The sequence below is a fragment of the Stenotrophomonas sp. STEN038 genome, from assembly GCF_056759895.1.
Map to the genome: position 1 here is coordinate 79595 of NZ_JBRRDW010000002.1, position 24623 is coordinate 104217.

Here is a 24623-nt window from a genome sequence, read left to right on the forward strand (position 1 = left end):
CGGCCGCATCAGCGGTCGCGCATCCGCCTATCTGAGTGCTGCCGCCTGGCAGCGGCGCACCCTGGAGCTGCCATGAATCGTATTGACGTACCGTCCAAGCCCACATCGACCCTGAAGACCACGTCGGCAACGGAAAGTCGCTTGCGTCCGGCAGGCCTGGCGGTGGCGATCAGCTCGGTGCTGGGGCTGGCGATGCCCGGCGGCTCGACCATGGCGGCGAATTCCGTCATCACCGTACACGATGACGCTGGCAAAAAAACCGACACGACGGTAAGCAGTTCCGGCAACACCATCACGGTGACAACGGCGACGGTAAAGAACGGGGTGGCCTTCAACTCGTTCAGGGATTTCAATGTCGCCCAGAACGACGTGGTGAACCTGGTGCTGCCAGGTGTTGATGCGTCCAAGCAGGTGAACAACCTGGTCAACCTGGTCTGGGATTCGAAGATCTACATCGATGGCACCTTGAACAGCGTGTTGGAAAGCACCAACAAGGTTGGAGGCCGCGTGTTCTTCGTCGACCCGATGGGCATGGTGGTCGGCAATAGTGGTGTGTTGAACGTCGGCTCGTTGACCGTGGCCACGCCAAGGGCGAGTGTCATGGGCGACATCCTGGCCGGCGGCGGTGCCTTGAACCGCCTGATGGCGGGCACCTTGACTCCGGAACAGATCAGTACTGATGGCGCGGTCAGCGTCGCGGGTACGGTCAATGCCCGCAACGGTGTGCGCGTGCAGGCCCGTGCGATCGATGTGACCGGTACCATCCTGGTCGCAGTGCCAGCCGACGAGACCTTGAATGGCGCGTTCAACCTGCAGCGTGATGACGCCGCAGTAAATACCGGCGGTGACGATAGCAAGATCGTGCTGGTGGATGATGGCAATGGCAAGATCCAGCTGCGTGCCGCGGCGATCTCCGATACCGGCCTTGGTGTCCGCAGTGCCGAAGCAACAGTGACGGTTGGCTGCGACGTCAAGGCGGGCTGTGGGCCCAGCAAGTTGCAGGCCGATGATATCGAGTTGACCGCGTTGGCTGTGGTGGATTCGAGCTACGACAAGGACAAGGCCACGCTGGCCGAGTTGGAAGCGGATCTTGTCGGCAGCGTGAAGAACACGGATACGTTGATTGGGCTGGGCGATGCGCTGCTCAACTTCGGTGTCGACAAGGTGCTGGGCGAGCAGATTTCGGTGTTGCACGCCACGACCACCTCGCGCGTGGAAGTGAAGAATACCGCTGAGCTGAAGGCCAGCAACGCCATCGACCTGCATGCAAGCACGCGCCAGATCATTGATAACTCTGCGGCGGGGGAGGTTCATGAAACCAACGACCCGGCACTTGATGCCAACGGCCAGGAGATCAAGGACCCCATTACCAACAAGCCGGTGCAGAAGCGGCAGTTGTTCAGCCTTGGCGCGGCCTATGGGCAGATAAACGCAACCACCGAGGCGCTTATCCGCTCGGGTGCCGCAGTGAGCGCCGGTGGCGATCTTTCGGTCAAGGCGGATGCAGAAACGGCAGTGAAAATTGCTGCTGAGTCGATCGCGGTCAACAACACCACGGTCGGGTTCACCGCTGCAATCAGCAACGTCAACGTCAACACGCGCGCGGTTATCGAGGGAACTACCGCCAGTTCGGTAATCACCGCTGGCGCGGTGAATGTGTCTGCGGTGAATCAGGCGTCGCTGGAAACAAAGGCCACTTCGCGCGGTGATGGAAGCAACGCCGTGGGCCTTGCAGGTGCGATCAGCCTGCAGGACATCGCTGCCGAGGCAAAACTGGAGCGCGATGTAACCACCAACAACGCCAGTGGCAGCAGTGGTGATGTGACGGTGCAGGCCGCCACCATCACCTCGCTCAACCGGACGGATACGTTGGTTGGCTCGCCCAAGCTCCCGCCGCTGCCGTTCGAGGAGGAGGTAAAGACCATTGGCGGCGCCAGCGAGGACGCCGGTGAAGGATTCATGGGCATGGCCCAGTCGCTGGTCGGCTCCGGGTTCTCCGCGGCGCTTGGCGCGTTGTCGGGTGATAGTGGTGGCGGCACCGGCGGTGGCACCACACAGCCCTCCAAGCCGGCGGCGTTCCGCCTTGGCGGTGCAATCAGTTTCGTCAGTGGTAGCCATTCGGCCACGGCCAGCATTGGCGACAACGTGGTGGTGAACAGTGCCGGTAACGTGGTGGTGGACAGCCAGGTGGTGGCTGCGCAGATCGGCAACCATGCCATCAGCAATGTCGCAGGCAAGGGCAAGGATGCTGAAGGATCCAAGTTTGGCCTGAGCGGTGCGGTGACCATTGCGGATCTGGACCATGATGCGAAGACGCTCATCGGCAGTGGTGCGCAGCTTTCCGGTCAGCACATTGGCCTTGCCTCGGATGTGAGCCTGCCGCGTGACTTCAGCAAGCTCACCGGCATGGCCGATATGTTCAGCAGCTTCGATGAATTCAAGAAAGCCATTTCCAACGCCAAGGATCTGATCACCGACCCGTCGGATCTGTTTACCTCTTACGCGGCGGCCCGTGGCTCGGCTGATAAGTTCGCGCTGGGCGGTGCGGTCAGCTATTTCAAGGCCAGCAACAGTGCCCGCACCGATGTCGCCTCGGGCGCCCAGCTGACCACGCGCGATGCCAGCGGCGCGGCGTGGACCGCAGCGTTGGACGGGCTTGACCACCGCGAGAACAAGACCGACGCGGAGCGGGCGCGTTCGCGAAGTTTCGATGCAGCAACCGATATCTCCGCCACCACTGATGTAACCGCGCTGCACGCGGCCGGTGACCTGGCACTGAAGAACATCAAGAGCAGCAACGTTGGGGATGGCGGTGCTGCGGTGGGTGGCAGCGTTGGCTATATGGACTACGAGAACACGGCGGCTGCCATCGTCAACGATGGGGTGCAGATCAATGCCGGCGGTGGCGACATTGCGGTGAATGCCGCCAACAAGGAAACCGTGGTGTCGCTGGCGCTGCAGAGCGGCAACGGAGGGAGTTTCAATCTCAGTGGTACGGCGTCCGCGCTGGACCTGGACAGTCACACTTTGGCGGGCGTGAGCGACAAGGCGCAATTGACGGCGAACTCGGTTGGTATCGGCGCCGATGAAGACCTGTTCGTGTGGTCGGTGGCCGGTGCGGTGGCCATGAGCAACAGCATCTCGGTGGGCCTGAGTGTGGCCTACCAGGATATGAATACCGATACCAACGCATTCATCGGTACGATTCCCGCCGGCTTCAGCACCGGCACCAGTGGCGGTGCACAGGGCGAGGTGAACACCGGCGAGTTGTCGGTGAAGGCCAGCAGCGAAGGTCTGGCCGGTGCCGTTGCCGCAGCTGGCAGCGTGGTCAGTAGCAAGGACAACAAGTACGACCAAGGCGACAGCGAAGAGGCAGCGAAGAAGCGCAGCGCTGAGAATCCGGGCTTCATTGATGGGCTCAAGTCGCGGGCATCGAGCAAGGTGACAGGCCTGGAGACGATGGCCGGCAAGGCCGGCATGGAAGGCGACAGTGGCCTGGCCGCGTACTTCGGCAAAGCCAAATCGCTACTGGGCTCGGGTAAGCCGGAACAGGGTGGCCAGGCTGGCGGTGAGGAGCAGCCCAAGTTCGGCGTTGCTGTCTCCGGCAGCGCAACGGTGAACCGTGCGCGCCAGAAGACCGTTGCCGATATCAGCAATGCAAACATCAAGGACAACGCCGGCGCTGGCGTGAAGCTGGATGTGCTCGCCCTCAACAAGACCTTGCTGGTAAGCATCAGCGGCGCATTGTCGGTAGTGGTGGGCCAGCAGCAGTCCAGTGCTTCCATCGCCGGTGGCGTGGCGTATGGCGACATCAAGAACACCACGAGGGCGGGGATCACCAACTCCACTGTCGAGAACGCCAACGATGTGGTGGTGACCGCACGCAATGAGAGTGAACAGGTCAATGTGGGCTTGGGTGTGGGAGTCAATGCCTCCAGCGACCAGACCAAGGCGGCGGCCGTTGCCGTTTCGGCTACGGTTGGCATGTCGGAGAACACGACCGAGGCCGTACTCCAAGGCGGAAGCATTGCCGGCAAGCAGGGCGCCGGTGCGGATGTTTCCTTGAAGGCGGTGAACGAATCAAAGATTGCCAACGGTGGCGGTGCCCTTTATGTGGGCGGGCGTGCGGGCGTTGGTGCTGCAGTGACCTATGCAGAGGTCAAGGATGCAACGTCGGCGGCTATCACCGGTGGGACCATCAGCCAGGTGGACAACGTCAGCGTGCGTGCGGCAGATGCCTCGCGCATCATCGCAGCCGCCGCCGCCGGTGGGGTATCGACCGCCAGCAACGGCATTGGTCTTGCCGGTTCGGTGTTGATCAACCAGGTTTCCAACACCACCACCGCGCGTATCGACGGCGGAGCGACGGTGGATATTGCCGGGAATCTTGACGTTTACGCAGGCACAGCCCATGACAGCGACGTCAGCGGTGTCGGCGGCGACTGCAAGGCCGGTGGCGTCAGCTCCGGCGGCGGCATGGACTATTGCGGTAACCAGGTTGCTGAAAGCGACGTAAAGGCCAATGCCGATACCGAAAGTTCCAGCGATACGCAGGTGGACACGATTGGGCGCGACGGCACGGCCAAGAGCTCGATCATTGCCGTGGCCGGCATGATGCAGGTCAGCGACAACAACGTCGGCGTGGCCTTTGCGTATAACACCATCAAGAACACCCACGGCGTCAGCGTGGACAACGCCTCGATCAAGGCGGCAGGCGCAGACGGCGTCAGCCTGATGGCCAGTGACAAGGCACAGATCATTGCGGTCAGCGCAGGCATAGGTGCCAGTACCGGCAAGGTGGCTGGCGTGGGCAGCGTGTCCTACAACGCCATCGCAAACAAGACCACGGTGCAGGTGGGGCACGACACCTCCGGCGTCACCAGCGCAACGCTTGACGCACAGAACATCCGCCTCGATGCCAGTGATGATTCCTTCATCGGCTCGTTCGCGGGTGCAGCCACGCTGGGGCCCAAGGTTGGCATCGGTGCTGCGCTGACCATCAACGATATCGGCAACGAAACCAAAGCCACCTCGCAGGATGCGGCACTGGTGGCCACGCAGGATGTCACGCTGGCTGCGGCCAATAACGCCAAGATTCTGTCCGGCGCGGTTGCCGCAGGGTTTGCCGGCAATGTCTCGGTGCAGGGCTCGGTGGGCTGGAGTGAAATCGGCAATACCGCCGAGGCGTCCATCAAGGGCGGTACGGCACAGGCAGCGGAGCTGCAGTTGGATGCAGACAACGACTCGCGCATCTATACCCTTTCTGGCGCGATAGCGGGTAGCGGCGGGCCGGCGGCGGTAGGTGCGGCCATCAACGTGGCCACCATTGCCGATACCACCACGGCTGCGGTCGAGAACGCAGCGTTGGCGGTTTCCAACCGGCTGGCGGTCAGCGCCGATGCCGATGCCGTTACCAAGACGCTGGCCATTGGCGGTGCGTTGGGCGGTACCGCCTCCATTGCGGCAAGCAACGCGACCAACATCATCCGCAACACCACCACCGCTTCGCTCAACCACATCGACAGCCATGGCAATGGTGTGGATGGCAAGGTGGAGGTGAGTGCCGATACGCGTGGCGCTTCGTACTCCTTGGGCGGCGCACTGGCAGTGGGTTCCTCGGTGGGCGTTGGCGTGGCCAGCAGCATCAATGACGTGGGCGGAAAGACCTCGGCTACCGTAAGTGATGCGTCGTTGGACGATGCCAAGCGCCTGGCCATTCTGGCCAACAACAGCAGCGTGATCCGTACGGCGGCGGTGGCCGGAGCGGGTGGTGGTGCTGCAGGTGTGGCGGGCAGTGTGACCGGCAACATCATCCGCTCCGACACCTTGGCGTCGCTGGTGGATACAAAGGTCAACAACTCGGCGGCGGATGTGATCGTGCGCGCGGATGACCAACGCGCCATCGACTCGCTTGCCGGTGGCGCGGCGGTGGGCGGCACCGCCGGCGTGGGCGCAGCCGTGGCTTACAACGATATCGGCGGCAGTACGTCGGCGCTGGTTTCGGGCAAGTTGCTGGACCTGGATGTGCGCAGCCTGGAAGTCACCGGTGACGCTGCCGGCGGTACAGGCAACCGCATCCGCGCGATTGCTGCAGGTGTTGGTGTTGGCGGCTCGGTAGGCGGCGCCGGCTCGGTCGCCGTCAACAAAATGGGCGGCACCGTCTCGGCCATCGTCGATGGTGGAGCTGACGTGATCGCCGAGCGCAGCATCGAGGTGAGTGCGCGCCAGCGGCAGCAGATCGACGTGCTCGCCGGTGCGCTGGCAGGCGGTGCTACCGCCGGTGTGGGTATCGGCGTGGTCGTCAACATGATGCAGGGCACGACCGAAGCGGCGATCCGCTCGGCGGCCATTGCAGCCGGTGCTGATCGCACGAAGGTCACGGCACTGGGGCTGGGCCAGAACGGCGGCGGTGTGATCGTGAAGGCGGATACGGACCAGGCTGTCAGTACGCTGGGGGTGAGTGCTGCGGTCGCCGTCAACATCGTCAGTGCCGCCGGTGGCGTGATGAGCGCCACCAACGTGCTCGGTTCGCAAACCAATGCCGAGATCGCGAACGCTGACGTCAATATCCATGACCTGTCCTATCGAGTCGCAGAAGGAACAGCGGGCGGTGGTGGTGCGGGCACTGGTGCAGGGAGCTCAGAGGATTCGGCCAGCGATCCGGTGGCCAATATCCACCTGTTTGGTGATGCCAGTCAGCGCGTGGGCGTGGAGGCCCGCAGCAAGGTGGATGTCAACGCGATCACCGTGGGTGCCGGCCTTGCGACCGGCGTGGGTGGTAGCGCGGCGGTCAACACCAATGTGTTCAAGACCCAGACCAACGCCACCATCCGCGACTCCAACGTGCTTGCAGTGAAGCGAGTGGATGTCATTGCCGATGCACAGCAGGCTGTCACGCTGGATACCACCGGCTTTGCGGCAGGTGGTGCGGCGGCGGCATCGGGCGCTGTGCTGGTCAACGTGTTCGGCGCGAACACCGGCGCGGTTATCGAGGGCGGAAGCACCACGGCCAGTGCGGTGAATGTGCGTGCCAACAATGATGCCGAGGCGACCTTGCGCGCTGAGGCACTGGCAGGCGCAGGTGGGGCTGCCGCCTCGTTGGGTGCAGTGGTCAACATCGTCGATACCAACACACAGGCGCGTGTCGGTTCGATCGGGCGCAGTACCAAGGTGCGCAGCGAAGATGACATCACCGTGGATGCGGCCTCTGCCAGCAAGGCCAGTGGCCTGGTGGTAAGCGCGGCAGGCGCCGGTGGTGTGGGCGTGGCCGGTATGGCCCAGCTTCACCAGATCACCAGCAATACCTCGGCAGCCGTGGTTGGCGCGGACATGGCCGGCAGGAACATGACGGTCAATGCCAAGGAAGCGCTGGAGCTGGACGCGCTGGCCGGTGCAGGCGCTGTCGGTGGCGTGGGTGTAGGTGTGGGTGCAGGCGTCAACCTGGCGTTGCTGGGCAGCCAGGTGAGTGCCAGTGTTGCCGACAGTCAGTTGGCCAGCAGTGGCAAGGTGGGCGTGAACGCGCTTTCCGAGCGCGATATCGCCATGACCACGGCTACCGCCGGTATCGGTGGTTCGGCGGGCATTGGTGGTGCGGTAGGCATCCTGCTGTCGGGCAAGGGCACGCTTGGCTCGGACCTGACCGATTCCATGTCCGGCACGTTCACCGCGCTGCAGGGGGAAAGTGGCAAGAGCAAGTTGAGTGGAGACGTCTCCGGCGATGCATCACTGAAGGACGTACTCGATCCCACTACGACGGCAGACCTCAATAGTTCAACCCAGCGCAGCCTGGCGGCGTTCGGCAGCAAGGCCGATACCGTCAGTGCGAAGATCACCGGCGGCAACATCCAGTCCAATGCCATCGACGTGACCGCCGATACGCGACTTGTGTCGGTGAACCGTGCCGGTGCTGCCGGCATGGGTGTGGGTGTGGGCGTGGGTGGTGCGGTGGCCTACACCGGCATGGCCGGCATTACCGAGGCCACGCTGGCGGCCAATACCGTCAAGGCCAATGACATCAGCGTGAAGGCAACTTCGGGTGCGTTCGGCGCGGCCGCCAACAGCGTGGTGGTGGACACCTATGCCGGTGCGGGTGGCGCGGTTGGCATTGGTGCCGCAGTTTCCATCGCGGACCTCGGTCAAGGGACGAATGCATCGCTTGCCGGCAATTTGACTTCGAAGGTCAGCGGCAAGGGTGGGATTTCTGTTTCCGCCGAAGATACGCACACCATCAAGGCCGATGCCACCGGTGCGGGCGTGGGTGGCTTGGCTGCAGTAGGGGCGGTGGTGGCGAAGGCCAACCGTGATGCCATCGTATCGGCACAGGTTGCCTCCAATACGGTTTTCAACAACTTCAATTCGATCACGGTCAACGCCCTGCACGGCGGTGGCGCGGTCGCCACCGGGCTTGGCTCGGTGGCTGGTTTCGGCGTCGCGTTGCAGGCGGTGGTGGTGGATGCCGACGATTCGAGCGTGGTTGTGGCGGAGTTCGGCAACAACGTGGACGCGCGTACCGTCGCCCAGGATGTCACCGGCAAAGCCACTGGTATCCAGGTGAATGCATCGTCCACCTCGTCGGTCGTAGCCACGGGCACCGGCGCCACCGTTTCAGGCGGTGTGGCCGTGGGCGCGGTGGTAGCCAATGCGGAAGCCAACACCAATGTGAGTGCGCGTATCGGCACCGGTGCCAAGTTGAACGGCAGTGGTGATGTGCTGGTCAGCGCCAACCGCACGGTGGCGCAGGGCAAGGACACCGCGCATGCTGAGGCGAAGGCTGGCTCGGGTGGCATCTACGGCGCGGCCACGGCGGCCAGCGCACAAGCCAAGAACACCGGCAGGGTGACCGCAGGAATTGGCAACAACGCGGTGGTTGGGGGCGGTGACCTCAAGGTACTGGCCAACCACGTTACCTCGCAGAATGCCTACGCTACCGGCGTGGCAGTGGGCGGCTTGGCCGTTGGCCTGGCGCTTTCGGAAGCCACCTCGGACACCACGACCGCAGCTACCTTGGGCAACGGCATCAATGGCGCGCATGCCGGAACCAAGGCAGATGCATACGTGCCGATGGGCGACGTGGTGGTATCGGCGGTGGGTGAGGATGCCAACCTCGCCCATTCGGTGGCGGGCAGCGGTGGTCTGCTCTCCGGTGCCGGCTCCAAGTCCCTCACTTTTGGAAAATCGAAGGTGGATGCGCTGATCGGCAGCTCGGTTGGCACGAGCAAGAAGCTGGTTGCCAATTCGCTGTCCGTCAATGCGGCGCATACGAGTAAATACGGGGCGCAGTCCGATGCGCGCAGTGCGGGCCTGGTCAATGCCAGCGGCGCGGTTGCGGATAACCGGGTCGACAGCAGTGTGGTGAATGCCAGCATCGGCGCTGACTCCAAACTGCAGTCGATGACCAGCACCGATGTGGTGGCCCGCAACAGTTTCGCCAGCCTGCTGGATGGCGCGGCCATCAACGCGGCCTCCGGTGGCGCGTTGGGTATGGATGCCGGTGGTGTTACTACGGTGCTCAACAGCGCCAGCAATGCGTGGATTGGCGACAGGGTGAACCTCATTTCCGGCACGAGCGCCGGAGGTGGGTCCAACGGCAATGTGCGGGTGTTGTCCGCAACCGATGCGCTGGCAAGTGACAAGGCCGAGCTGTCAACCGGTGGCTTGATCCGCGCTGCAACTGTGTCAGCCAAGATGGATGCCAACTTCACCAACAACAGCTCCATCGGTGCCAACGCCGTCATCAGTGCCGCCGACAACGTAAGTGTCGGCTCGTATGTGCACGGCAACCTGTACAACGATGCGATCGTCAATACCTGGGGCCTGGCGGCAGTAGGCAACGCCAGCTCCAGCATCGATGCAGACGTGAGGGAGAATGTCAGCATCGGTTCGGGCGCCAAGCTCAGCTCCGGCAAGAGCACCTTCCTCACCGCAGGCCGTGCAGGCGCGACGCTGGAAGAAAGCGCATTGGTGCTCAACTCCGTGGCCGAAGGCTATGTACGTGGCCTGGTTGCGGTGCCGGTTGCCAAGTCGCGGGTGAACGCAGATGTGGCGAACACGGCGACGCTGGCCTCCGGCGCGGAGGTGAAGGCATTGGGCGATGTGTACATCGGCGCCTACGGAGCCGAGATTGCACGCCGTGCCAGCGGCCGCGCCACCGGCTACCAGCTTGGCTTCATTCCGATCACTGTGAATGACGCCGACACCAGCGGAGCATGGACCGGTAGCGTGGTGATCAACGGTACGGCGTTGGCCGGTGCCGCGGATGACGTGAACGTCAATTTCAGCAATTTGGTGTTCGGCAAGGATGCAGATGGCAGCTTGACCTGCACCGGCGTCAATGGTGTGAGCTATGGCTGCATGACGCTGGGCGAACTGCGCGAGCTCACCGGTGATGAGAGCCTGGGCGCTGAGCTGAGCGATTCCGACCGGGTCGTGGTGCTTGACGACCTGAAGGTCGCCGGTGGCGACGTGTTCCTCAATGGCAGCAGCATCACCGGCAGTGGCAAGGTGACGGCCAGGACGGCGCCGTCCATCGACATCACCAACACCGGCGACCTCCACCTGGTTACCAGCAAGATCACCATTCCGGATTACGCGGGGGGCAAGGTGCACTTCACCGGCACGCAGACCGGCTTTGCCGGCGCCCAGGGCAGCGCATCGGCTGGCGTCAACCCGCATATCAACATCACCACCGACTCCCGCATGGCCTTTGGTTCGTCCATATTCCAGATGGGCCGGATTGATGCGCTGGGTGCGGATGTCAAGCTGGTCAGCAAAACCGGGTCCATTTTCAGTTCCGATTCGATCTACGCAGCCAAGGTGACGATTGACGCTGCACAGGGCAACTATGTCTTCAACAACCCCAAAGCAAACATGGCGAACTTCTCATCGGAGACGCTGTGGCAGGGATACATGCTGAAGAAGTGGGCGCCGGATTATCGGTACCTAAACATTGGCGGAATTTGGTTTCCGATCCCCACCGGTACGAGCAGCTATTCGGACTACTCCGGTAATGAGCTGGCGGCCTATCTGGCCAACGCCGAATATGGCAGCAGCGCGGGCAGTACGGAACAGTTGAACGAATGGCTGCTCAAGCAAGCTCCGTGGGACCGGGACCACGGCGGCACTGCGGTGATCATGTTCGGCGCCTGCTTGCCGCACGTACGGGGATGCGGTGACAACCAGTCTGGCGACAGCGACAACGGCTACATCAAGTTCCCGTACAACCCGGGCAACACGCAGTGGGTGTCGAAGGTGCCGAAGCTGACCCTTGGCGGCTCGGCAAGCTATGCGGAGATCCAGAGCCGCATTGATGCGGCGGTGGCGGACCCGGACAACTACATCAAAGCACGCGAAGTGCGCATCAACGCCAACTATATCGACGTCAACGGCCGTATTGAGGCAGGTGCTGGCGTGGACTGGTCGGTCATCATTCAAAATGACGCCAGACTGGGTGATCTGATTGCCCGTGCCAATGCGGAAGGCCGGCGGGTGGAGGTTGATGCGAGCTATCTTGAAACGACGTCCGCTGCGTCCAACCTGATCAAGGTGTTCTACGACCCGGGCTCGCGTCGCTTCGTGGTTGATGATGTCAACGCGTCAGGCGGTGGCAAGGTGTACCTGAACGGAAAGATCGTCAGTACCACCAACCGTGGTTCCATCCAGGTAACCAGCGGCTTCGGCAACGTGTCGGTGCAGTCGCTGTATGGAGGCGTGGACGTGGAGCTTGGCTCCATGAATGTGGCCAGTGGTGAGGATGGTTTTGTTGAGATAACCGACAAGAACAAGCGCGCCGGTAATGGCACCGATGGATACGTGGCCTGGTATGTTTCCCGGCCGGATGGCACCAAGGTGGCCGTGGACAACAGCAAGTGCTTCAGCAATTGCACTGCCTGGACGTACGAAACGGCGCTCAATGCCGGCAGTACGATTGGCAACACGAGCACCTACAGCCCGAAGAAAGACCAGATATACCAGTGGACGCGCACGGCTTACATCGGGCGCAATGTCGACCTCAGTACCGGTATCGCCGGTGATTGGGACTATGTGTCGTCCAACGATCCGAATATCCGCGTTCCGACCAGCGAGCGTTGGACCAGTAACGGCGAGTACCGTAACGGCAGCCTTGCCACGGGCACGGATTTCACCTGGAAGGTGGATGGCGATGTGCTCCGAAAGAGAAGGACGACGGTCGGCTATGGCTGTGATTTCGTGGAGAAGGGCAAGTGCAACTTTGACTTCCCAACACCTGCCAACGGCTGGCATGTCGATCCTGGCCGTATCAAGGGCAAGGACAAGAACGGCTACGAAACCTGGTACGGCTACGAATTTCCCACCTTCGGCAAGGTATGGGTCACCGGCACCGTGCGTGCCGACAATCCCATTGCCATCAACTTCGTCACCGGTAGCAGCGGCAAGGTTGATGTGAGTGTGGCCGACAGCCTGCTGCTGGGCGGCACCATCAACAACAAGGCGGGTACGACCAACCTGGTTGCGCGCAACGGCAGCATCACTCAGATCGACCCAACGGCCACGCTCTATTCCAAGGATCTGGTGCTCAAAGCAACAGACAGCATCGGCCGTGTGCCATCGGCATTCGGCAGCCAGATCGGCGACAGCGGTCTGATCGATATCGTCATGACTGGCGGTGGCAATCTGCGCGCCTTGACCAACAGGGGCGGAATTGGCCTGGATGTGCACTCGGACGTGAATGCACACATTTCGGCAGGTGGCGACCTTGCGGGGCGTGCGGACGTAGTGCTGCTGGCCGGCGGCAGCATCACCGGTGCGCTGGGCAACGCCCCGTCCATCGGCGGGCGCAACATCTGGCTGGAAAGCACCTCGACCAACGGCAGCATTGGTACCAGCGCGGCGCCGCTGGTGCTCAATGCCGTTGAAACGCGGGGTAGCAACAACAGCGTCACTGGTGGGCTGGTGTACGCCAAGGCGCAGGGCGACGTGGTGCTGCGTGATGATGCAGGCGACTTCTCCATCAGCGGCGCACACTCGACTAGCGGCAATGTGTGGCTGTCGGCGCCCAATGGTGCGATTGTCGACGCCAGTGGCCGCTTGGCATTTGAAGGGCTGAGCGGTGAAGAGCTGGAAGCGATCCAGAAGCGTCTGAAGCTGGATGGCTCCGGCGTTGCGGAATCCATCGCGGCATATGAGCAGCAGATTTCCAGTGACTACACCAAGTACTGGGCCCTGATCAGTTACGGCAAGGTAGTGAGTGGGAGCTATGTCCCGGATAGCGCTGCCGAGCAGGCATTTGCCGCACAGGCAATCGCTGCCGGCCGCGGCGCGGATGTGGGTGCTTACCTGACCGAGCTGTACGCGGATATCTCGGCGCGGTTCGATCAAGCCTATGGCACCGGTTGGAATGCGCGGCCGGAGTTTGGCAGCGCGGTGAACCACTATTCGTTCAAGCTCGATCCGGCCTCGGCGCTGGCAGCCAACTTCGGTGCCAACGCGGTGTGGAACAACAACGAGCTGGGCTACACGTTCAATGCCGCAACGCTTGAGCCCTCGCGTCCGTCGGTTGGCAAGGTAGTACCCACCGTATCTGGTGTGAATGTTTCCCTCATCGCACGTGATGGTGTGGGCCGTCTTGCGCCGGATCTGGACGTGCCGTTCGCTGCGTTCCTGGATGGCAGTATCGGCAACAACCTTGAGGCGGTGCGGGCCCTGCTGTTGGCCGGTGCCCCGGGCGACGTGGAGCTGTTGGATGCAAGCGGTAACGTGGTGCCGTTCGATCTGCTGAAGAACGCAGCGCCGGGCGAATACACCGCGTCGGACATCCATACCGTGCGGATCCGCCGTACGTCGCCGCTCTACTTGGCGGCGACCGGCAACCTGACGATCAATGCCAATGGGTCGAGCTACCTGCAATCCACGCAGGATCTCAGCGTGGCAGGCATCACCATTGGCAACAGCGCCGACAACCTGGGTAACCTGCGGCTGGCTGTGAATGGAAATCTGAGCGAGGCCGCTGGCCTGGTCGGGCCGGCCATCAGTACGCGCGGTGACCTGGTACTTTCCGTGAGCGGTGACATCGGCAGCAACATCGGTGGCACCGGCCAGAACCTGCTCGACGTGAAGGTGGATGGCGAGGTGAGCTCCGCTTCGGCCGGCGGCAAGATGGGGCTGCGCCAGACGGCCGGTGACCTGCGCTTCGGCCACCTGTACGCAGGCAGCACCATGGTGCTGGATGTACCCAATGGCAGCCTGCGCAGTGTGCTGCCGGGCATCTCGTTGGAAGCCAACAGCCTGAGCTTCAGCGTCCTTGATGACGTCGGTGGCCCGGCCGGTGGAGCGCTGAACATGCGCATCGGTGCGTCGGGTCGGTTGAATGGCTCGGCCGGTGGCGATATCACCATCGGCAGCCCGGACAGCCCGCTGACGATCGGTACGCTCACCAGCGGCCGCGACATGCTCATCAGCACCGCATCGAAACTGACGGCAGCGGTGTTGTCGGCAGGCAACCGCCTGACGGCCAGCGCTGGCGGCGGCCTGTCGATTGGCGGCGCGGACTCGGGCGATGACATGACCCTGCTGTCCATGGACGACTTCGCTGCGGACAGACTCACTTCCGCTGGTGATCTGATTGTCACCAGCGGGCGCGGCTTGGCGTTGACGGATGTTGATGTGGTGGGCGCAGCCAATCTGTACGCACGCTTGGGTACGGTCAGCATCACCGATGGCGGTCTGGTGAGTTCGGATTCGGTGTTGGTGGATGCTGCTGGCATGGCAATGGGGGCCGGTTCGGCCATCGAGGCGCAGCAGGCATTGAATGCCACCGTTACCGGTGACATGGTGCTTGGGCACCTGGCCGTTCCAGGCAGTGCTGCAGGCGGTACGTTGGTGCTGGACGCCGGCGGTAGCATTACCGGCAATGGCGATGCTGTCCTCAACCTGCTGGCAGGCAAGGCAGTGAACGTGGCGCTCACAGCGGGTACCGGAATCGGCACGGATACGCGGGCACTGAGCAGCTCCGGCGGCACGCTGGAGGCGCTCGCGCATACCGGTGATATCCACCTGTTGCTGCCGGACGGCGGCACGGTGACGGCGGTCAATGCGGCGACCGGCGGCATCAGGTTGCAGGCAGCTGACAGCCTGTTGCTAGGCAACGCCATCGCCGCACAGGACGTGGTGATCAGCGGCACCGACATCACTGGCAGTGGTGTGGTCCAGGCTGCGAATGTCAATGTGAGCGGAGTGGGTCAAGTGGTTCTCAACCAGTTGACCGCAGCCAACAATGCAGTCGTCACCAGCGGCAACGACATGACCGTCACCACGATGGAGGTGACCGGCAACGCCGATCTGACGGCGGGTGCTGCGCTGGCACTGAGCCAGGGCACCGTAGGTGGCAACGCTACGCTGACCAGTACTGATGGCAGCAGCATCGGCAGCCTGTCGGCACAGGGCACGCTGGACGTGACCTCGGGTGCGGCGCTGGCCGCAGGTACGCTCAGCAGTGGCAGCACCCTGACGCTGTCCTCGGGCAGCACGCTGGATGTGCAGCAGCTCAACGCGGGCGGCGACCTGGTGGTAGATGCGGTGGACACGCTGTCCATCGCCAATGCCAGCGTCAGTGGCAATGCCACGGTGGACAGCCAGTCGGATGTGCTGCTGGGCTCGGCGGCTATTGGCAAGGCGCTGGCAGTAAATGCCGGCACCGACCTGACCGCCACCACCCTGACCGTGACCGGCAACAGCACCCTGATCACTGGTGGCAACACCACGGTGACTACCTTCGACGGTGAAGCTGATCTGTCGGCCACAGCCGGCGGCAATCTGCGACTGGATGAGGGCACCGTAGGCGGCAACGCCACGCTGGCCAGTACCGGCAGTAGCACGCTCGGTTCGCTGGCGGTGATCGGCAATGCCGCAGCAAGCGCTGGCACGACGATGACGCTGGATGCGCTGGAGGTGGGCGGCAATGCCGTGCTGGGCAGCGGCAACGACATGACCGTCACCACGATGGAGGTGACCGGCAATGCCGATCTGACGGCGGGTGCTGCGCTGGCACTGAGCCAAGGCACCGTAGGCGGCAACGCCACGCTGGCCAGTACCGATGGCAGTAGCATCGGCAGTCTGTCGGCACAGGGCACGCTGGACGTGACCTCGGGTGCGGCGCTGGCCGCACGTACGCTCAGCAGTGGCAGCACCCTGACGCTGTCCTCAGGCAGCACGCTGGATGTGCAGCAGCTCAACGCGGGCGGCGACCTGGTGGTAGATGCGGTGGACACGCTGTCCATCGCCAATGCCAACGTCAACGGCAATGCCACGGTGGACGGCCAGTCGGACGTGGTGCTGGGCACGGCGGCTATCGGCGAGGCGCTGGCAGTAAATGCCGGCACCGACCTGACCGCCACCACCCTGACCGTGACCGGCAACAGCACATTGATCAGTGCTGGCAACACCACGGTGACCACCTTCGACGGTGAAGCTGATCTGTCGGCCACAGCGGGCGGCAATCTGCGACTGGACGACGGCACCGTAGGCGGCAACGCCACGCTGACCAGTACTGATGGCAGCAGCATCGGCAGCCTGTCGGCACAGGGCACGCTGGACGTGACGTCGGGTGCGGCGCTGGCCGCACGTACGCTCAGCAGTGGCAGCAGCATGGTGCTGTCCTCGGGCAGCACGCTGGATGTGCAGCAGCTCAACGCGGGCGGCGACCTGGTGGTAGATGCGGTGGACACGCTGTCCATCGCCAATGCCAACGTCAACGGCAATGCCACGGTGGACGGCCAGTCGGACGTGGTGCTGGGCACGGCGGCTATCGGCGAGGCGCTGGCAGTAAATGCCGGCACCGACCTGACCGCCACCACCCTGACCGTGACCGGCAACAGCACATTGATCAGTGCTGGCAACACCACAGTGACCACCTTCGATGGTCAGGGTGATCTGTCGGCCACGGCCGGCGGCAATCTGCGACTGGATGACGGCACCGTAGGCGGCAACGCCACGCTGGCCAGTACCGGCAGCAGCACGCTCGGTTCGCTGGCGGTGATCGGCGATGCCGCAGCAAGCGCTGGCACGACGATGACGCTGGATGCGCTGGAGGTGGGCGGCAATGCCGTGCTGGGCAGCGGCAACGACATGACCGTCACCACGATGGAGGTGGCCGGCAATGCCGATCTGACGGCGGGTGCTGCGCTGGCACTGAGTCAGGGCACCGTAGGTGGCAACGCCACGCTGGCCAGTACCGGCAGCAGTACGCTCGGTTCGCTGGCGGTGATCGGCGATGCCGCAGCAAGCGCTGGCACGACGATGACGCTGGATGCGCTGGAGGTGGGCGGCAATGCCGTGCTGCGCAGTGGCAACGACATGACCGTCACCACGATGGAGGTGACCGGCAATGCCGATCTGACGGCGGGTGCTGCGCTGGCACTGAGCCAGGGCACCGTAGGTGGCAACGCCACGCTGGTCAGCACCGATGGCAGCAGCATCGGCAGCCTGTCGGCACAGGGCACGCTGGACGTGACCTCGGGTGCGGCGCTGGCCGCAGGCACGGTCAGCAGTGGCAGCAGCATGGTGCTGTCCTCGGGCAGCACGCTGGATGTGCAGCAGCTCACCGCGGGCGGCGACCTGGTGGCAGATGCGGTGGACACGCTGTCCATCGCCAATGCCAACGTCAGTGGCAATGCCACGGTGGACGGCCGGTCGAACGTGGTGCTGGGCACGGCAGTGGTGGGTCAGGCGCTGGCAGTGAATGCCGGCACCGACCTGACTGCCATCACCCTGACCGTGACCGGCAACAGCACATTGATCAGTGCTGGCAACACCACAGTGACCACCTTCGATGGTCAAGGTGATCTGTCGGCCACGGCCGGCGGCAATCTGCGACTGGATGACGGCAGCGTAGGCGGCAACGCCACGCTGGCCAGCACTGATGGCAGCAGCATCGGCAGCCTGTCGGCACAGGGCACGCTGGACGTGACGTCGGGTGCGGCGCTGGCCGCAGGCACGCTCAGCAGTGGCAGCAGCATGGTGCTGTCCTCGGGCAGCACGCTGGATGTGCAGCAGCTCATCGCAGACGGTGAGCTGGTGGTAGATGCGGCGGACACGCTGTCCATCGCCAATGCCAACGTCAACGGCAATGCCACGGTGGACGGCCGGTCGAACGTGGTGCTGGGCACGGCGGCTATTGGCAAGGCGCTGGCAGTAAATGCCGGCACCGACCTGACCGCCACCACCCTGACCGTGACCGGCAACAGCACCCTGAGCAGTGGTGGCAACACCACGGTGACCACCTTCGACGGTGAAGCTGATCTGTCGGCCACGGCCGGCGGCAATCTGCGACTGGATGACGGCAGCGTGGGCGGCAACGCCATGCTGGCCAGTATCGGCAGCAGTACGCTCGGTTCGCTGGCGGTGATCGGCGATGCCGCTGCAAGCGCTGGCACGACGATGACGCTGGATGCGCTGGATGTGGGCGGCAATGCCGTGCTGGGCAGCGGCAACGACATGACCGTCACCACGATGGAGGTGACCGGCAACGCCGATCTGACGGCGGGTGCTGCGCTGGCACTGAACCAAGGCACCGTAGGCGGCAACGCCACGCTGACCAGTACTGATGGCAGTAGCATCGGCAGCTTGTCGGCACAGGGCACGCTGGACGTGACCTCGGGTGCGGCGCTGGCCGCACGTACGCTAACCAGTGGCAGCACCCTGACGCTGTCCTCGGGCAGCACGCTGGATGTGCAGCAGCTCAACGCAGGCGGCGATCTGGTGGTAGATGCGGTGGACACGCTGTCCATCGCCAATGCCAACGTCAACGGCAATGCCACGGTGGACGGCCGGTCGAACGTGGTGCTGGGCACGGCAGTGGTGGGTCAGGCGCTGGCAGTGAATGCCGGCACCGACCTGACCGCCACCACCCTGACCGTGACCGGCAACAGCACCCTGAGCAGTGGTGGCAGCACCACGGTGACCACCTTCGACGGTCAAGGTGATCTGTCGGCCACGGCGGGTAACAACATCACCTTGGGTACGGCTTCCACCGGTACCGCGATGAACCTGCGCGCCGGCAAGGCGATTGACGTCGGTACTGCGCACATCGGTACCGATGGTATGTGGCAGGCCGACACCGACCTGAAGGCGAGGGAGATCACCGCAGGTTGCAACTTCACTGGTGACGCCGGTGGCATGATCGCGATTGGCTCGCTGCTGGCCGGTTGTAATGTCAGCCTCGCATCGGATGGCGCACTGACGTTCAGTGCCGTGCAGGCGGACAACGACCTGAGCCTCACCTCGCGTGGCAGCGAGGTCATCGGCGAAAGTGCTGTCGCTGGCGGCACGTTGCAGGTCAACGCAGCGGAAGCAATCGACATCGACAAGGCAATCGCGGGTAAAGATATCGTCGGCAACAGCGGCACCACGCAGACCTGGGGCAGCTATCAGGCAGGGCAGGGCGCAGCACTGGTGGCCGGCGGCGATGTGACAATTGGCGACGCCCGCAGTGGTGGTATGCAGTCCATTATTTCCGGTGGCAGCATCCACTTCGATCGCATCGCTGCCGGTACCACAGCCAGCATGGATGCAAAGGGTGGCTCGCTCAGCGGTGGTTCGTTGACAGCGGCTTCGGCCAGCCTGGCTGCGCGCGATCACCTGGTGTTGTCGCAAGGCATGATCGATACCCGTCTGAACCTGGCTGCCGATACGATTGATGCCAACGTAGCGCAGGCATCAACGGGCACTGGGCCGCTGACCACCACGCTCACCGGTTATCACAACGGTGTGGCACGCAAGATCACCTTGGAAGTGGATCCGCGTGATGCCTGGTTGATCGACCAGCTCCGCGCAGTGGATGCCGAACTGGCTTCCAGTGCAGGCAAGGTCGATATCGGTAGTGGCTACGTCGAACACATCATGAAGCTGCAAACGCCGCAGATGCATGTGTTGATGGACAACGCCAGCCCACAGCTGCGCCCGTCTGACGTACAGCTGACCCAGCCTGGCCGCAGCTTCCGCTTGTCGGCAGATGGCGTGTACATCAATACCGATGCCTATGCGGTGCGCTTCAACGATGGCTACCGCATCACCAGCCCGAACTACAACAACCAGCATGCCCTTAGCGATATGAACTATCTGGGCGAGGCCGCAGTGCGTTACATGGGCCGCCTGTTGCAGCTTGATCCGGCTTATGAAGACCAGTCGCCGGAACTGCGCCTGGAGCTGGATCTGAGCGGTGACCTGGTGAAGTCCGAAGCCGGCGCGGTCAACCTTGGGGCACCCAATTAATGAAACACGGGAATAAGATGATGTATCGAGGTCTGCTTCTGGTCGGCAGCGCGTTGCTGCCTTGCATGGCTGCCGCGCAGTCGACCACGACGGATGGTGGCCAGACCACCCAGCGTATTGATGGCTACTACGAGCAGCGCCAGCCGTTGCAGCCGAGCAAGCCGGTGGTGGATCCATTGCAGGAAACACCGTTGGAAGCCTCGGCTGCCACAGTGCGTGCTGACGGCGTGCGCTTCACGCTTCACGAAGTGCGCTTCGAGCCCACTTCAGAGCTGTTGGACCCGGCCGCACTGGCGGATGTGCGTAGTCGCTACGTGGGCCGTCAGGTGGGCATGGCCGACCTTGATGCGCTGGTGGAAGAGATCAACGCGGCCTATCAGGCCAAGGGCATCACTACGGCCAAGGCCTTGCTGCGGCAGCAGGATCTGGCCGGAGGCACGGTGGTGGTGACGCTTATGGAGGGTAGGCTGGGCAAATTGCAGGTGACAGGGGAAGGCAAGGTTCCCGAGCGCTTCGTGCTGCGGCGTGTGCATCAGCAGGCGGGAGAAATCGTGCAGACAGATCAGCTGCGCGATGATCTGGTGTACCTGAACCGTACCAGTGACGTACAGGTGCGTGCCTTGCTGCGGCCAGGTGAGGCGGCAGGACAGACTGACATCATGCTGATGGCTCAGTCGCCGGATCGTCGCACTTGGGGCGCTTTCGTTGACAACTCCGGTGTGGAAAGCACCGGGCGCGAGCGCTTTGGTGTGCAGGGGCAATTCTGGGGGCTGGCCGGTGTCAACGACCTGCTGGCGGGCTCGGTGGCATATTCGCGCGGCGGCCTTGAAGGGCGCGTTTCCTACTCGGGCATCGTCAACAAGCGCAACGGCCGCGTTGGTGTGAGCGTTTCGCGCAACCAGATCAACATAATCGACGGTGCCTACCGCGATCTGGACATCACCGGTGAGTCCACCAACTACGGTTTGGACTACACCCAGCCGTGGATCGCCAACCAGCATTGGCTGCTGTCCACGATGGCCAGCCTGTCGCGCAGCAACTCTACCTCGGATATCGCTGGCCAGCAGGTTTCGGAAAGCAACTCGACCATCGTCACCGTGGGCCTGAGCACGGGCTACCGCAATGACGGCTACGACTGGAGCTTCTACCAGGGCGTGTCGCGCATCAAGGCCGATGAAACCCTGGGCAAGGGCAGCAGCTTCACCACGGCCAACGGCAACACCGGCTGGACCCAGCGCATTGGCGCCACCGGCTTCCTGTACCGGGCGCAGTTGGGTTGGCAGTTCACCAGTGGCGACTTCCTGCCGTCCGGCAACCTGTTCCAGGTGGGTGGCATCGGCAGCGTACGTGGTTACGTGCGCGGTGCGTTGTCGGGTGTGAAGGGCTACTACGGCAGCGTTGAACTGCACCGGCCCTATCGTCAGGCACACGACGTGTATGTGTTCTTCGACCACGGCGAGGTGCGCGGCGATTTCCCAACCTCGGCAAGCATGAGCAGCGTGGGCCTGGGCTTGAACGGGCAGTTGTTCAAACGCTACAGCTACAGCCTGGATCTGGGCCATCCGCTGGACAAGGTGCTGAAGGACCAGGACAGCGTTCGTGCTGATTTCCGCATCAGCGCCCGTTGGTGATGCTCACTGCGGGCAGGGCGGTCAGCCCTGCTCGCGCACGATCTCGACCAGTCGCTGGCCATAACGGGCCAGCTTGCTGCCGCCAATACCGCCCACCTTGCCGAGTGCTTCGACGCTGGTTGGGCGCTGTTCGGCGATGTTGCGCAGGGTGCTGTCGTGGAAGATCACGAATGCCGGCACGTTCTGCTCGCGCGCCAATTCCGCGCGCAGCCCACGCAAGGCCTGGAACAGTGACAGATCGCCGGCTTGCACTGGCAAACCGGTGCGCGGGCCGCCGCGCTCGCGCTCGCGGGTTGGTGCAGCGTCGCGGCGCATCATCATCTGCCGGCGGCCGGTGAGTACATCGCGGCTGGCATCGGTCAGGCGCAGGCCGCCGTGGCTTTCCGGGTCCACTTCCAGCAGGCTGGCGGCGACCAGCTGGCGGAACACGCCGCGCCAGGCGCGCGCGTCCAGATCATTGCCGATGGCGTAGGTGCTGAGTTTTTCGTGGCCGAGCTGGCGGATGCGCTCGTTGTCGCTGCCACGCAGGATGTCGATCAAGTGGCCGACGCCAAAACGCTGGCCGCTGCGGTAGACGCAGCTCAGCGCCTTCTGCGCCGGAATGGTCGCATCCCAGGCGGCGGGCGGGGTGAGGCAGTTGTCGCAGTTGCCGCAGGGCTTGGGATAGGTTTCGCCGAAGCCGGCCAGCAGCACCTGACGACGGCATTGCATGGATTCGCAGTAGCCGAGCAGGTGGTCGAGCTTGGCGCGCTCCAGCTGCTTGCGCTCCTCGCCGGCCTCGGACTGCTCGATCATCTGCTTGAGCAGCACCACGTCGCCCAGGCCGTAACACAGCCAGGCTTCGGCGGCTTCGCCGTCACGACCTGCACGGCCAGTTTCCTGGTAATAGCCTTCCATCGATTTGGGCAGGTCGGTATGCGCGACAAAGCGCACGTCGGGCTTGTCGATGCCCATGCCGAAGGCGATGGTGGCGCACATCACGATGCCATCCTCGCGCAGGAAGCGGCGTTGGTTGGCGGCGCGCACCTCCGGCGGCATGCCAGCGTGATAGGGCAGCGCCTGCATGCCTTCGCCACACAGGAACTGCGCGGTCTCCTCGACCTTGCGCCGCGACATGCAATAGACGATGCCGGCTTCATCGCGATGGTTGCGCAGGAAGCCCAGCAACTGGCGCTTGGCGTTGTCCTTCTGCACGACGGTGTAGCGGATGTTCGGGCGGTCGAAGGAGCTGACGAAATGCTGGGCGGTGGACAGGTCCAGGCGCTCGGCGATCTCCCGTTGGGTCGGCGGGTCGGCGGTGGCGGTCAGGGCGATCCGCGGCACCTGCGGCCAGCGCTCATGCAGAACCGTCAGCTGCCGGTATTCGGGGCGGAAATCATGGCCCCATTGCGATACGCAATGGGCTTCATCGATGGCGAACAGCGAGATGTGTGCGCGGCTCAGCAGCGACAGGAAGCGCCCGGTCAGCAGGCGCTCGGGGGCGACGTAGAGCAGCTTCAGCTCGCCAGCCAGCAGCTCGCGCTCGACCCGCGCGGCTGTTTCGGCATCGAGGGTGGAGTTGAGGAACTCGGCACGGACGCCGACCTGGTGCAGCGCCTCCACCTGGTCCTGCATCAAGGCGATCAGCGGCGAGATGACGATGCCGCAGCCCTCACGCAGCAGCGCCGGGATCTGATAGCACAGGGATTTGCCGCCACCGGTCGGCATCAATACCAAGGCATCGTTGCCATTGGCGACGTGCTCGACGATGGCCTGCTGATCGCCGCGGAAACTGTCGTAACCGAAAACGCTGGAGAGCAGCTGTTGCGCGGGACTCTGGGGCATTGCGCTAGTTTACCCGCTGGCGGCCCGCGCCGAATGACCGATACAGCGCGTCAGGCAGTAAGCGACCTGCCTGTAGTGCCGAGCCATGCTCGGCAGAGGCCTTCGACAAAGCCCCTGTAGGGCCGAGCCATGCTCGGCAGGGGCATTGCCGATAAAACCCTGTGGTTCCGGGCCGAGCTCGGCTGAGGCCTTACCGATAAAGCCCCTGCCGAGCATGGCCCGGCACTACAGGTACTGCGCCGAACCCTTTACTGCAATAGGGATCGCAGCATCCACGCATACTTCTCGTGGATCTGCAGGCGCTGGGTCAGCAGGTCCTCGCTGGGGGCGTCGTCGGCGTCATCGGCCTGGTCCAGTACCTTGCGCGCGGTACGGCAGACCGCTTCATTGCCGACCACCAGCTGACGTACCATCTCGCGCCAATCGGCGCTGTCATTCAGGCCCGGCTCTTCGGCAATCGAGGTCAGTGCGGCGAATTCGCGGTAAGAACCCGGCGCATTGAAGCCCAGCGCGCGGATGCGCTCGGCGATCTCGTCCAGGGCGTTCCACTGCTCGGTGTACTGGTCCATGAACATGTTGTGCAGCGAGTTGAACATCGACCCGGTGACGTTCCAATGGAAATTGTGGGTCTTCAGGTACAGCGTGTAGGAATCGGCAAGGAAGTGTGAAAGGCCGTCGGCGACCTTCTTGCGATCCGCGTCCTTGATCCCGATATCTACAGCCGGTGCCGAGGGCGCGGCGGCTGCCAGCTTTTTCTTGCCGATTTCCGTCTTGGTGACGGCTGCTGCTGCGGCCTGCTTCTTCTTGCCGGCTTCTGGTTTGCTGCTGTTCTTGGCCTTGGCCATGACGCTTTTCTCCTTGGCGGGTTGAATGGCTTCACAATAGCGCTCTGGGCACCATACCTGTATTTCAAGTTTTCACGTTGAA

Annotated in this window: 4 protein-coding genes; 2 read left to right on the forward strand and 2 right to left on the reverse strand. The window is 63.4% G+C overall.

Annotation, left to right across the window (positions count from 1 at the left end; genetic code table 11):
- Positions 1–72 precede the first annotated feature (72 nt).
- Complete coding sequence (locus ACVOLS_RS01345) at positions 73–20241, forward strand: leukotoxin LktA family filamentous adhesin (RefSeq protein WP_481544138.1); 20169 nt, start codon at positions 73–75, stop codon at positions 20239–20241.
- Positions 20242–20261: 20 nt separating this feature from the next.
- Positions 20262–21872, forward strand: coding sequence for a ShlB/FhaC/HecB family hemolysin secretion/activation protein (locus ACVOLS_RS01350; protein ID WP_481544139.1), 1611 nt, complete (start codon positions 20262–20264; stop codon positions 21870–21872).
- A gap of 21 nt (positions 21873–21893) precedes the next feature.
- Here ACVOLS_RS01350 and recQ read toward each other — a convergent pair whose 3' ends face one another.
- On the reverse strand, positions 21894–23696 hold the full coding sequence (gene recQ / locus ACVOLS_RS01355) for a DNA helicase RecQ (RefSeq protein ID WP_481544140.1): 1803 nt from the start codon (positions 23694–23696) through the stop codon (positions 21894–21896).
- Positions 23697–23944: 248 nt separating this feature from the next.
- A complete protein-coding gene (locus tag ACVOLS_RS01360) occupies positions 23945–24541 on the reverse strand; it encodes a Dps family protein (protein ID WP_481510990.1) in 597 nt (198 codons plus the stop codon).
- Positions 24542–24623: the final 82 nt, after the last annotated feature.